Genomic DNA, 12,667 nt, shown 5'->3' with positions numbered 1-12,667 from the left:
TACAGGGGCGGGCGTCAGTCGATGTACTCAAACAGCTTCACAATCTTCTGCACACCGGAAACGCCTTGTACCAGGTTGGTCGCCTGAGTGGCTTCCTGCTTGGTCAGCAGGCCCAGCAAATAGACGATGCCGTTCTCGGTCACCACCTTGATGCGCGAGCCGGGGATGTTGGCGTCCGCGAGCATCTGGGTCTTGATCTTGGTGGTCAGCCAGGTGTCGTTCTGGCGTGCCAGCAGCGAGGAGGGCGGCAGGATCTGCAATTCGTTGTGAACGGTTTTGACCCGTTGCACAGCGGCAGCGGCCTGCTCGGCCTTGGCCTTGAGGTCTTCGCGAGGCGTCTGCCCGGCGAGCAGCACCACACCGTTGAAGCTGGTGACGACAATGTGCGAATCGTTGTCCAGGGCCGGGTCGGCCTTGGCCACGTTCACGCCGACTTTGGTATCGATCAGGGAGTCGTCGATCTTGCTGCCGAAGGTGCGCGTGCCACGGTCATCTTCAATCGGCGCTTCACGGCTGGCGTTAACCACCGAGGTGCAGCCGCTGATGCCGATCAGGCACAGGGTCAAGGCCATCAGGCCTAGGCGATTAGGGGTCATTCTTCACTCCCGAACAGTTGGCTGTCGATCAGATCGCAAAGGCAATGGATCGCCAGCAGGTGGACTTCCTGAATACGTGCGGTGACATTGGCCGGTACGCGAATCTCGACGTCCTCTGGCAATAGCAGTGACGCCATGCCGCCGCCATCGCGACCGGTCAATGCTACGACAATCATTTCGCGATCATGTGCGGCCTGGATCGCCTGAATTATGTTTGCCGAATTGCCGCTGGTGGAAATTGCCAGCAATACGTCGCCTGGCTGGCCAAGGGCGCGGATCTGTTTGGAGAAGATCTCGTTGTAGCTGTAGTCGTTGGCAATCGAGGTGATGGTCGAGCTGTCGGTGGTCAGCGCGATGGCTGGAAGGCTCGGGCGTTCACGCTCGAAGCGGTTGAGCAGCTCCGACGAAAAGTGCTGGGCGTCGCCGGCGGAACCGCCGTTGCCGCAAGAAAGCATTTTGCCCTCATTGAGCAGGGCGTTGACCATCACTTGGCTGGCTTGCTCGATGTGCGGTGCAAGTACGTCCATCGCCATTTGCTTGGTGTCGATACTGGCCTGAAAAAGCTGGCGAATTCGGGATTGCATGTCCATCTGTGTGACCTTAATTAGCGCGGCTACTCGGCACATGAATGTGCAGCCCGCAAAGCAAAGAGCAAAAGTGTTGGGTGTAGGTGTCCGGTTCGGGGCGCAAGCGATCAGCTGTCGAAGGCATTCTGAATCCAGTTCAACTGATCAAGTTTGCTGTCGATGGCAACCACGTCGAAGCGGCAAGGGGAATTGGCCCAACGCGACTCGCGCTGAAGAAAATACTGTGCGGCGAAAATCAGTTTCTGCCGTTTGCGCTCATCGATGCTATCGAGCGCGCCACCCCATTGGGTGTTTTTTCTGTAGCGGACTTCAACGAATACTACTGTATCGCCATCAAGCATGACCAGATCAAGCTCGCCGCGTTTACACAACCAGTTCTGCGCCAACAGGCGCAGACCGTGTTGTTGAAGATGTTCGAGCGCATGGCGCTCGGCATCTTGACCGCTTTGCTGGCGTGATCTGTCAGGCATCAGTTCGGGGTGTCCGGCAGGCGTTGAACCTGACCGTTGACGAACTGGGCCCAAGGCAACTGGCGCACGACGCGTTGGTTCTGAGTCATGCCCAGGCTGCCCGACTGGCCGGCGATGCGGCTGTCCGGCAAAGCCTTGAGTTGCCCCAGGCGTGGCGCCAGGCGGTAGGCATCGACGCCCATGGCGTAGAGACGACCGAGGCTGCCGCCGGCTTGTGGCCATTGCGCCGTCACCTGTTTACGCAGTGGATCATTGGCGTCCAGCAACCATGGAGTTTCACAGAAGCGAATACCGTTCATGTCGTTGTACTGGTTCACGTCGCCGCTGGCACTGAACACGTGGGAGGTGGCGTAAACCGGCACATCGCCTGCGTACTGGAAGTTCAGGGTCGGTTTGATCTGCTGGGCCTGTTGCGGAGTCGCGGCCAGGAAGATGAACTCGATGTCCTGACGACGCGAAGGCTGGGCAGCGACCTGCGAGCCGACGGTGCTTTGCAGGCTTTTTGCGCGGCCTTCACTCTGGCGCAGCTGGAACATGTCAGCGATCTGCTGGGCCAGTTGAACCGGTTGGTCTACGCGTTCGGTGGCGACGATGGTGCCACCGTTGGCTTGCCAGTCCTGGCTGAATGCCCGAAGTACACGATCGCCCCATTCGCCTTTCGGCACCATGATCGCAGCGCGATGCAGGCCATCGGCGCGAGCGCGGCGAGACACTTCACGGGCTTCGTCTTCAGCGGCCAGGCCAAACTGGAACAGTTGGGGCGGGCCTTGTTCGCCTTCGCTGTAGTTCAGCGCCAAAGTGGTGATTGGCAATTGCGGACGCGAGCTGAGCTGTTTGACCAGCGGCTTTTCCAGCGGGCCAACCACCAGTTGCACGCCATCGGCCTGGGCCTTGCGGTAGAACTCGTCCATCGACGTCAGCTTCGAGCTGTCATAGAACTCGATGGCCGGTGGCTTCTGCCCGGCTTGTTGAGCCTGGTAGTGAGCCGCCATGAAGCCTTCACGCAGCGCTTTGCCGACCGAGGCCAGCGGGCCGTCCTGTGGCAGCAGCAGGGCGATCTTGCTCAGGGGCTGGCTGGCCAGTTCCTTGAGGTTGGTCAGTGCCTGCGGCAGATGAACGGCGGCAGGGTGTTTAGGGTTTTGCGCGCGCCAGTTATCAATCGCCGCTTGCTGTTGTTCCAGCGTACCGGCCGATTTGACGGCCAGCGCCAGGCCCATCCAGCCACCGAGGTCGTCGGAAATGGTGGGTTGCAGCTGATCGGTTGGCAACGAGGCGATCAGGGTCCAGATCGCTTCGTGGTTTTTGCTGGCTGCTTCACCGCTCAGCATCGGTGCGATGAAAATACGTTCCCGTGCGGCGGCCAGTGTCTGGCCATCGGCTTCAAGGGCGCGAGCGTGAACAGTGCCGGTGCGAACCTGTTGCTCGACGGGCAATTCACTCAGATGTTGCAGGCTCGGATGGCTCAAGGCAGTCAGCGCCGCTTTGGGCTGGTTGCGCACCATCGCCAGTTCCGCCGCCAGCGTGCTGGCGAAGACTTGTGGGCCTGGTTTGAGTTGCTCGACCGGAACCAACTGCAGGATTTGCGCGGACTGGCCGGCATTCCCTTGGCGGTAGGCCACATCTGCTGCGCTCAGGCGCAACAGGGCGGCTTTTTCCGGATCCTTGCTTTGATTCGCCTGCTCGAGCAGTTGCTCGATGCTGGCATCCGGGGTCCGTGGAAGTTCGCCAAGGCTGGAGGAGGGCGAGCTGGCGCAAGCCGCCAACAGGGCAGCGAGGCAGAGGGCAGTGAACAGCCGCAGGCAAGCGATCATGTAGTGTTCCTGATACTCGATCAAATTAGCGTGGAATTGTACCCAAGCACTGGCCGGGGCGCGATGTTAGTGGCGTGAATCGATCAATTTAGCTCGTGTAAATGTTGCAGCACTGCACAAATGGCGGAAAAACCCGGCAAGGGCCAAGCGTATCGCAAGCGCCGCTACGCGCTACAATGTCGCCTTTTACCGATCATGAGGTGTGCGCTTTGACTGCTCCAGGTGCTTTGAATTCCGCTGCTGGCTCGCTTTATGTGGTGGCGACGCCCATCGGCAACCTGGACGACATCAGTGCGCGTGCGCTGAAGATCCTGCGCGACGTCGCGTTGATTGCTGCCGAAGACACTCGTCACTCCCAGCGGTTGATGCAACATTTTGGTATTCCTACGCCGCTGGCGGCCTGTCACGAACACAACGAACGGGATGAAGGTAGCCGCTTTATCACGCGTCTGCTGGCCGGCGACGATGTGGCGCTGATCTCCGATGCCGGCACGCCGTTGATTTCCGATCCCGGTTATCACTTGGTGCGTCAGGCCCGTGCTGCGGGGATTAATGTGGTGCCGGTGCCGGGAGCCTGCGCATTGATCGCGGCGCTGTCGGCGGCGGGTTTACCATCCGACCGGTTCATTTTTGAGGGCTTCCTGCCGGCCAAGGCTGTCGGTCGCCGCGCGCGTCTCGAGCTGGTAAAGGAAGAGCCGCGCACGCTGATTTTCTACGAAGCGCCGCACCGCATCCTTGAATGCCTGCAAGACATGGAGCTGGTATTCGGTGGCGAGCGCCAGGCGTTGCTGGCTCGGGAAATCACTAAAACCTTTGAAACCCTTAAAGGCCTGCCGCTGGCCGAGTTGCGCGAGTTCGTCGAGTCGGACAGTAATCAGCAGCGCGGGGAGTGTGTGGTGTTGGTGGCTGGCTGGGCGGCGCCCGAGACCGAAGACGCGGTCAGCAGCGAAGCGATGCGCATCCTTAACCTGTTGCTGGAGGAGATGCCGCTCAAGCGTGCAGCGGCATTGGCGGCGCAAATCACCGGCGAACGCAAGAATGTGCTGTATCAGGTCGCTCTGGATAAGCAAAAGGGCGAGTAAAACCCGACGTGCTGGAGGGGCCAAAGGCGTTTAGCGCTTGTTCTTCGGACGCTCTGCCGTTAACCTTCGCGGCGGAGAGTCGATCGGACAGTCGCTGCCCTCTATGAAAATTAGGGGGGGGAGGAAAGTCCGGGCTCCATAGGGCGAAGTGCCAGGTAATGCCTGGGAGGCGTGAGCCTACGGAAAGTGCCACAGAAAATAACCGCCTAAGCGCTTCGGCGCCGGTAAGGGTGAAAAGGTGCGGTAAGAGCGCACCGCACGTCTGGCAACAGTTCGTGGCTAGGTAAACCCCACTTGGAGCAAGACCAAATAGGGTCCCAAGGCGTGGCCCGCGCTGGGACCGGGTAGGTTGCTAAAGATGTCCAGTGATGGCCATCGTAGACGAATGACTGTTCAAGACAGAACCCGGCTTACAGATCGACTCTCCACCTTTTTCCCCTCCCTGTTTGAATCGTTGAGCAGGGCGCCAGTGATGGCAATTTCCCTCCGTTCAGAATCATCAGCAGAAGCACTTTCGTAATACCAAAAAAATCTTACTCTTAACAAACTACTTTAACTTTCGAACGCAGCCATCTGTGCTGATTCAAGTTATTGAGACGAATGACACGTCAGATTCCCGTAACACCTCCTCCTGCGCTCCTAAATCTCAGTTCTGTAAGGGTTTTCCTTTAATCCGCGCCTTGACGGTGCGGTGGCCGCATTCCTATAGTGTGCGCAAGTGGCGGAAAGTGGCATGAAGTGGGTTTTTTGAACGTAAAACGCTAAAATTTGGAGAAACGCTGACGTGTTTCGCGGAGCTAACGCTATCAGTCTCGATGCAAAGGGCCGTCTCGCCATGCCGAGCCGGTACCGTGACGAGCTCGTTTCGCGTAGTTCCGGTCAGTTAATCGTGACAATCGATGCCGTTGATCCATGTTTGTGCGTTTACCCCCTCGATGAGTGGGAAATTATTGAAACCAAACTGCGCGCACTGCCTTCGCTTCGCGAAGAGAACCGCCGCCTGCAACGTTTACTGATTGGTAATGCCGTCGACCTCGAGCTCGATGGCAGTGGTCGTTTTCTGGTTCCGCCGCGTCTTCGTGAATATGCCAAGTTGGATAAGCGCGCGATGTTGGTAGGCCAACTGAACAAGTTCCAATTATGGGACGAGGATGCCTGGGATGCGGTTTCTGCCGCTGACCTGGCTGCTATTCAACAACCGGGCGCCATGCCTGATGAACTGCGTGATTTGATCCTGTGACTATTGATAGCGGCTTTAACCACATCACCGTACTGCTTGACGAAGCCGTCGAGGCTCTCGCCGTACGTCCTGATGGCTGCTATCTGGACGGTACGTTCGGGCGCGGCGGTCACAGCCGGCTGATCTTGAGCCAGCTGGGGCCTGATGGCCGGTTGCTCGGATTTGACAAGGATCCTCAGGCAATTGCCACCGGGCAGACGCTAGCGGCCGAAGACGGCCGCTTTGTCGTTGTGCAGCGCAGCTTTGCCGAGCTCGGTTCGGAAGTCGCAGACCGCGGTCTGGCCGGCAAGGTCAGCGGCGTTTTGCTCGACCTCGGCGTGTCTTCGCCGCAGCTCGACGACCCTGAGCGCGGTTTCAGTTTCCTCAATGACGGCCCGCTGGACATGCGTATGGACCCGTCTCGCGGGATCAGCGCTGCCGAGTTCGTCAACACCGCGCCGGTGGAAGAAATCGCGCGTGTGTTCAAAGAGTACGGCGAAGAACGCTTCTCCGGTCGTATGGCCCGTGCGGTGGCCGAGCGCCGCGACATCAAGCCGTTCGAACGCACTGGTGATCTGGCCGAAGTCCTCAAAGTCGCCAACCCGGCGTGGGAAAAGGGCAAGAACCCGGCGACCCGTGCGTTCCAGGGCCTGCGTATTCACGTCAACAACGAGTTGGGCGATCTGGAGGCCGGCCTCGAAGCTGCGCTGGATTGCCTGCAAGTCGGCGGCCGCCTGGTCGTTATCAGCTTCCACTCGCTGGAAGACCGCATCGTCAAATTGTTCATGCGCAAACTTGTAAAGGGTGAAGCCGACAACTTGCCGCGCAATCTGCCGGTGCGTCACGTCGCTTTCGAACCGATCATCAAAATCCATGGCAAAGCCCAGTCCGCCTCCGAGGCCGAACTCAAAGCCAACCCACGTTCCCGTAGCGCCGTCATGCGCGTCGCGGAGAAGCTGCGGTGAGCAAGCTGTTCGCCAAGCCACTGCCCGGCGGAAGCTTTTTCATGCTGCTGCTGTTTCTGGCCGTGCTCGTTTCGGCAATCGGCGTGTCGTATAGCGCCCACTGGAACCGTCAGCTGTTGAACTCGCTGTACAACGAGTTGAGCGTGCGCGACAAGGCGCAAGCCGAGTGGGGCCGGCTGATTCTCGAACAGAGCACCTGGACCGCCCACAGCCGAATCGAAGTGCTGGCCACCGAACAACTGAAGATGCGCATTCCCGGCGCCGCTGAAGTGCAGATGGTGACGCCATGATGAAACTCGAAGGGGCAATGTTCCCATGGCGTTTTCGCGTGGTGCTGGGGCTTCTCGGCATCATGGTTGCGGCGATCTCCTGGCGCATCATCGACCTGCAAGTCATCGACCGTGCCTTCCTTAAAGGTCAGGGCGATGCGCGCAGTGTTCGTCATATTCCGATTCCCGCTCACCGTGGTCTGATCACCGACCGTAACGGCGAGCCGTTGGCCGTGAGTACACCGGTCACCACGCTGTGGGCCAACGCCAAGGAAATGCAAACGGCCAAGGAAAAATGGCCGGCCCTCGCCGCCGCGCTGGGCCAGGACCCTAAAGCCCTGGCTGAACGTCTCGAAGCCCAGGCCAACAAAGAATTCATTTACCTGGTGCGCGGGCTGACCCCCGAGCAGGGCCAGTCGGTGCTCGACCTGAAAGTACCGGGCGTCTACGGCATTGAAGAGTTCCGGCGTTTCTACCCGGCCGGTGAAGTCACCGCGCACATGGTTGGATTTACCGACATCGATGACCACGGTCGTGAAGGGGTCGAACTGGCCTACGACGAATGGCTCGCCGGGGTCGCCGGCAAGCGTCAGGTCATCAAGGACCGGCGCGGAAGGTTGATCAAGGATGTCCAGGTCACCAAAAACGCCAAGGCCGGCAAGCCCTTGGCGTTGTCCATTGACCTGCGCCTGCAATACCTGGCCAACCGCGAACTGCGAAACGCGATCATCGAGAACGGCGCCAAGGCCGGCAGCCTGGTGATCATGGACGTGAAGACCGGCGAGATCCTCGCCATGGTCAACCAGCCGACCTACAACCCGAACAACCGTCGCAACCTGCAACCGGCGATGATGCGTAACCGCGCGATGATCGACGTGTTCGAACCGGGTTCGACCATGAAAGCGATTTCGATGAGCGCCGCCATCGAGACCGGCCGCTGGAAACCGAGCGACACCGTCGAGGTGTACCCAGGCTCCTTGCAGATCGGCAAGTACACCATCAAGGACGTATCCAAGACCGAAGGCCCGGTGCTCGACCTGACCGGGATTCTGATCAATTCCAGTAACGTCGGCATGAGTAAGGTCGCGTTCGATATCGGCGGCGAAACGATTTTCCGCCTGGCGCAAAAAGTCGGTCTCGGCCAGGACACCGGCCTCGGCTTCCCGGGCGAGCGCGTCGGCAACCTGCCTAACTACCGCGAATGGCGCAAGGCTGAAACCGCCACGCTGTCCTACGGCTACGGTATTTCCGTGACCGCGATCCAACTGGTCCACGCCTTCTCGGCGCTGGCCAACAACGGTCGCCTCGCGCCGCTGACCCTGATCAAAACCGACACGCCGCCGCAGACCACGCAAGTGCTGCCGGAAGCCGTCGCGAAAACCATGCAGGGCATGCTGACCCAAGTGATCGAAGCGCCGCGTGGTGTGTTCCGCGCGCAGGTGCCGGCGTATCACGTGGCCGGCAAGTCGGGTACTGCACGTAAAACGTCGGTGGGCACCAAGGGCTACGCCGAGAACTCTTACCGTTCGCTGTTCGCCGGCTTTGGCCCGATGAGCGATCCACGTTACGCAATCGTCGTGGTGATCGACGAACCGACCAAGGCCGGTTACTTCGGTGGTCTGGTTTCGGCGCCAGTGTTCAGCAAAGTGATGTCCGGGACGCTGCGCCTGATGAACATCACGCCGGACAACCTGCCGCCGACGCAAACCGCGAACGCGACCCCCGTTGTTCCGCTGAAAGCCAATGGAGGGCGCGGCTGATGTCTCTAAGTCTGAATAAAATTTTCGCCCACGCCGGCCGTGATCTGTTGATCCGCGAATTGGCGCTCGACAGCCGCAACGTGCGCGCTGGCGACTTGTTTCTCGCTGTGCCTGGCGGGCGTTTCGACGGTCGTGAGCACATCGCTGACGCGCTGCAACGCGGCGCTGCCGCGGTGGCGTATGAAGTCGAAGGCTCGACCGTGTTGCCGATTACCGACGTGCCGTTGATTCCGGTCAAAGGCCTGGCCGCGCAGCTGTCGGACATCGCCGGGCGCTTTTATGGCGACCCGAGCCGTCACCTGAATCTGGTCGGCGTGACCGGCACCAACGGTAAAACCAGCGTGACCCAATTGGTGGCCCAGGCGCTTGATCTGCTGGGTCAACATTGCGGCATCGTCGGCACATTGGGCTCCGGTTTCTACGGCGCGCTGGAAAGCGGCCTGCACACCACACCGAATCCAATCGCGGTGCAAGCGACCCTGGCCGACCTGAAAAAGGCCGGCGCCAAAGCGGTCGCCATGGAAGTTTCTTCTCATGGCCTGGATCAGGGCCGCGTCACCGCGCTGGCGTTTGACGTGGCGGTGATGACCAACCTGTCCCGCGATCACCTCGATTACCACGGCACCATGCAGGCCTACGGCGAAGCCAAGGCCAAGCTGTTTGCCTGGAACGATTTGAAGTGCCGGGTGGTGAACCTCGACGACGAATTCGGCCGGCAACTGGCTGCCGAAAAGCGTGAGTCGCGGTTGATCACCTACAGCCTCGAAGACAACAGCGCCTACCTGTATTGCCGTGAAGCGCAATTTGATGACGAAGGCGTGCGCGCCACGTTGGTGACGCCGCAGGGCGAGCACCATTTGCGCAGCACCTTGCTCGGTCGCTTCAACCTGAGCAACGTCCTGGCCGCAGTCGGTGCGTTGCTCGGTCTGGATTATGCACTGGACGAAATTCTCAACGTCCTGCCAAAGCTCGAAGGCCCGGCCGGTCGCATGCAGCGCCTCGGCGGCGGCACCCAGCCGTTGGTGGTGGTCGATTACGCCCACACCCCGGACGCGCTGGAAAAAGTCTTGATGGCCCTGCGCCCACACGCCAAGGGCCGCTTGCTGTGCCTGTTCGGCTGCGGCGGCGATCGTGATCGCGGCAAGCGTCCGCTGATGGCCGAAGTGGTCGAGCGTCTGGCCGACGGCGTGCTGGTCACCGATGACAACCCTCGCACCGAAGACCCGTCCGTGATCTTCGATGACATCCGCGCCGGCTTCAAGGCTGTGGATAAAGTGACGTTCGTGGCCGGCCGTGGCCAGGCGATTGCCCAGTTGATCGCCAGCGCTTCGGCGGATGACGTGATTGTCCTGGCCGGTAAAGGTCACGAGGACTATCAGGAAATCAACGGCGAGCGTCACGACTTCTCCGATCTGGTCGAGGCCGATCATGCCCTGACTGCTTGGGAGGTGGCTCATGCTTAAAGCCTTGAAACTGAGCGAACTGACCGGCGCATTGAACGGCCAACTGCTCGCTGCCGATGCCACGTTCGATGGCGTCAGCATCGACAGCCGTGCGATCAAGCCCGGACAACTGTTTATTGCCCTGACCGGCCCGCGTTTCGACGGTCACGATTACCTGAACGACGTAGCCAGCAAAGGCGCGGTGGCCGCACTGGTCGAGCGTGAAGTCGCCGACAGCGCGTTGCCGCAACTGCTGGTCAAGGACACCCGCCAAGCGCTCGGCCAACTGGGCGCGCTGAACCGTGCGGCGTTCACCAACCCGGTCGCTGCCATCACCGGTTCCAGCGGCAAGACCACGGTCAAGGAAATGCTCGCGAGCATCCTGCGCACGCGCGGTCCGGTGCTGGCGACCCGTGGCAACCTGAACAACGACCTCGGCGTGCCGCTGACCTTGCTCGAACTCGCGCCGGAACACACCGCCGCCGTGATCGAACTCGGTGCCTCGCGCCTGGGCGAAATTGCCTACACCGTGGGCATGACCAAACCCCACGTGGCCATCCTCAACAACGCCGGGACTGCCCACGTTGGCGAGTTTGGCGGGCCGGAAAAAATCGTTGAAGCCAAAGGCGAAATTATCGAAGGGCTCGAGGCCGATGGCATCGCCGTTCTTAATCTTGACGACAAGGCTTTTGAAATCTGGAAGACCCGCGCGGCCGGTCGCAAAGTGCTGACGTTCGCCCTGAGCAACCTCAGCGCTGACTTCTATGCCAGCGACCTGGACCGCGACGCTCGCGGTTGCCCGGCGTTCAACCTGCACACGCCTGACGCCGTGGAGCGTGTTCAATTGAACCTGCTCGGCACGCATAACGTCGCCAACGCCATGGCCGCTGCTGCTGCCGCTCACGCCTTGGGCGTGTCGCTGTTCGGCATCGCCTCGGGCCTGGCCGCCGTGCAACCGGTCAAGGGTCGCACCGTCGCGCAATTGGCTACCAACGGCATGCGCGTGATTGATGACACGTACAACGCAAACCCCACCTCCATGTGCGCCGCCGTTGATATACTCGCCGGCTTTTCCGGTCGCACCGTCCTGGTGCTCGGGGATATCGGCGAGTTGGGCGATTGGGCGGAGCAGGGGCACCGCGATGTGGGCGAATACGCCCGCGGCAAAGTATCCGCGCTGTATGCCGTCGGACCCATGATGGTTCACGCCGTAAACGCTTTCGGTCCACAGGCCTTTCACTTCAGCACTCAGGCTGAACTGATCAAGGCGCTGGGTGCCGAGCAAGACACCAACACCACCATTTTGATCAAGGGCTCGCGCAGCGCTGCGATGGAAAACATCGTCACCGCTTTGTGCGGGCCCAGTCTGGAGAAACATTAATGCTGCTGCTGCTAGCGGAGTATCTGCAACAGTTCTACAAAGGCTTCGCGGTCTTCCAGTACCTGACCCTGCGCGGGATTCTCGGTGTGCTGACCGCGCTGGTTTTGTCGCTGTGCTATGGCCCGTGGATGATCCGCACTTTGCAGAACCGTCAGATCGGTCAATCCGTTCGCAACGACGGTCCACAGTCGCACTTGTCCAAGTCGGGTACGCCGACCATGGGTGGCGCGTTGATTCTGTCGTCCATCGGCGTCAGCACCTTGCTCTGGGCAGACCTGAGCAACCGTTATGTCTGGACTGTGCTGCTGGTGACTTTGCTGTTCGGCGCGATCGGCTGGGTCGACGATTACCGCAAAGTGATCGAGAAGAACTCCCGTGGCTTGCCGAGTCGCTGGAAGTACTTCTGGCAGTCGGTGTTCGGTCTCGGCGCAGCGATCTTCCTTTATATGACTGCCGCCACCCCGGTGGAAACCACCCTGATCCTGCCGATGCTCAAGGATTACAGCATTCCGCTGGGCGCAGGCTTCATCGTCCTGACCTACTTCGTGATCGTTGGCTCAAGCAACGCGGTTAACCTGACTGACGGCCTCGATGGCCTGGCAATCATGCCGACTGTGATGGTCGGCGGCGGCCTGGGGATCTTCTGCTACCTGTCGGGTAACGTGAAGTTCGCTGAATACCTGCTGATTCCTTATGTACCGGGCGCGGGTGAATTGATCGTGTTCTGCGGCGCGCTGATCGGTGCCGGCCTCGGATTCCTCTGGTTCAACACCTATCCGGCCCAGGTGTTCATGGGCGACGTCGGCGCGCTGGCACTGGGCGCGGCCTTGGGCACCATCGCGGTGATCGTCCGTCAGGAAATCGTCCTGTTCATCATGGGCGGTGTGTTCGTGATGGAGACCCTGTCGGTGGTCATCCAGGTGGCTTCTTTCAAGATGACCGGTCGCCGCGTGTTCCGCATGGCACCGATTCACCACCACTTTGAACTCAAGGGCTGGCCTGAGCCACGCGTGATCGTCCGTTTCTGGATCATCACCGTGATTCTCGTACTGGTCGGCCTTGCCACCCTGAAGCTGAGGTAGAAA

The 12,667-nt window shown here is 60.3% G+C and carries 12 protein-coding genes and 1 other RNA gene; 9 read left to right on the top strand and 4 right to left on the bottom strand.

The window, feature by feature from the left end; all coding sequences use genetic code 11:
- Window positions 1-14 precede the first annotated feature (14 nt).
- The 4 genes from EAH78_RS16870 to EAH78_RS16855 all read right to left on the bottom strand — a co-directional run bounded on the left by EAH78_RS16870 (window position 15) and on the right by EAH78_RS16855 (window position 3,464).
- Entirely contained in the window at window positions 15-596 is a 582-nt protein-coding gene (locus EAH78_RS16870; protein WP_140668503.1) for a BON domain-containing protein, read from the bottom strand.
- Window positions 593-1,186, bottom strand: coding sequence for a phosphoheptose isomerase (locus tag EAH78_RS16865; RefSeq protein ID WP_008025961.1), 594 nt, complete (start codon window positions 1,184-1,186; stop codon window positions 593-595). Before EAH78_RS16865 ends, EAH78_RS16870 begins: the two co-directional genes overlap by 4 nt.
- Before the next feature lie 104 nt (window positions 1,187-1,290).
- Entirely contained in the window at window positions 1,291-1,653 is a 363-nt protein-coding gene (locus tag EAH78_RS16860; protein WP_140668502.1) for a YraN family protein, read from the bottom strand.
- Window positions 1,653-3,464, bottom strand: a complete 1,812-nt coding sequence (locus EAH78_RS16855; protein ID WP_140668501.1) for a penicillin-binding protein activator — start codon at window positions 3,462-3,464, stop codon at window positions 1,653-1,655. The genes EAH78_RS16860 and EAH78_RS16855 overlap by 1 nt, the downstream gene beginning before the upstream one ends.
- 176 nt (window positions 3,465-3,640) lie before the next feature.
- On the opposite strand from EAH78_RS16855, the gene rsmI reads away from it, so the two are divergent.
- The 9 genes from rsmI to mraY all read left to right on the top strand — a co-directional run bounded on the left by rsmI (window position 3,641) and on the right by mraY (window position 12,664).
- On the top strand, window positions 3,641-4,546 hold the full coding sequence (gene rsmI / locus EAH78_RS16850) for a 16S rRNA (cytidine(1402)-2'-O)-methyltransferase (RefSeq protein ID WP_170219129.1): 906 nt from the start codon (window positions 3,641-3,643) through the stop codon (window positions 4,544-4,546).
- 75 nt (window positions 4,547-4,621) lie between these two features.
- Window positions 4,622-4,975: RNase P RNA component class A (gene rnpB, locus EAH78_RS16845), an RNA gene on the top strand.
- Between the two features lie 355 nt (window positions 4,976-5,330).
- Window positions 5,331-5,786, top strand: a complete 456-nt coding sequence (mraZ, locus tag EAH78_RS16840; protein ID WP_008147486.1) for a division/cell wall cluster transcriptional repressor MraZ — start codon at window positions 5,331-5,333, stop codon at window positions 5,784-5,786.
- Window positions 5,783-6,730 (top strand): 16S rRNA (cytosine(1402)-N(4))-methyltransferase RsmH, encoded by a 948-nt coding sequence (gene rsmH / locus EAH78_RS16835; RefSeq protein ID WP_170219128.1) that lies wholly within the window; start codon window positions 5,783-5,785, stop codon window positions 6,728-6,730. Before mraZ ends, rsmH begins: the two co-directional genes overlap by 4 nt.
- A complete protein-coding gene (gene ftsL, locus EAH78_RS16830) occupies window positions 6,727-7,020 on the top strand; it encodes a cell division protein FtsL (protein ID WP_123435077.1) in 294 nt (97 codons plus the stop codon). Before rsmH ends, ftsL begins: the two co-directional genes overlap by 4 nt.
- The gene (locus EAH78_RS16825) at window positions 7,020-8,759 is read left to right on the top strand and encodes a peptidoglycan D,D-transpeptidase FtsI family protein (protein ID WP_193560087.1); all 1,740 of its coding nucleotides are present in this window, start codon (window positions 7,020-7,022) and stop codon (window positions 8,757-8,759) included. The genes ftsL and EAH78_RS16825 overlap by 1 nt, the downstream gene beginning before the upstream one ends.
- Window positions 8,759-10,222: a UDP-N-acetylmuramoyl-L-alanyl-D-glutamate--2,6-diaminopimelate ligase gene (locus EAH78_RS16820; RefSeq protein ID WP_140668499.1), complete on the top strand. Its 1,464-nt coding sequence runs from the start codon at window positions 8,759-8,761 to the stop codon at window positions 10,220-10,222. The genes EAH78_RS16825 and EAH78_RS16820 overlap by 1 nt, the downstream gene beginning before the upstream one ends.
- Window positions 10,215-11,582: a UDP-N-acetylmuramoyl-tripeptide--D-alanyl-D-alanine ligase gene (locus tag EAH78_RS16815; RefSeq protein ID WP_140668498.1), complete on the top strand. Its 1,368-nt coding sequence runs from the start codon at window positions 10,215-10,217 to the stop codon at window positions 11,580-11,582. Before EAH78_RS16820 ends, EAH78_RS16815 begins: the two co-directional genes overlap by 8 nt.
- Window positions 11,582-12,664, top strand: a complete 1,083-nt coding sequence (gene mraY, locus EAH78_RS16810) for a phospho-N-acetylmuramoyl-pentapeptide-transferase (protein WP_123435073.1) — start codon at window positions 11,582-11,584, stop codon at window positions 12,662-12,664. Before EAH78_RS16815 ends, mraY begins: the two co-directional genes overlap by 1 nt.
- Window positions 12,665-12,667 lie beyond the last annotated feature (3 nt).

It is taken from the genome of Pseudomonas arsenicoxydans, from assembly GCF_006438915.1.
GTDB lineage: Bacteria > Pseudomonadota > Gammaproteobacteria > Pseudomonadales > Pseudomonadaceae > Aquipseudomonas > Aquipseudomonas arsenicoxydans_A.
Note: the sequence above shows the minus strand (reverse complement) of the source record. Positions and strands in the feature narration are given on the sequence as shown.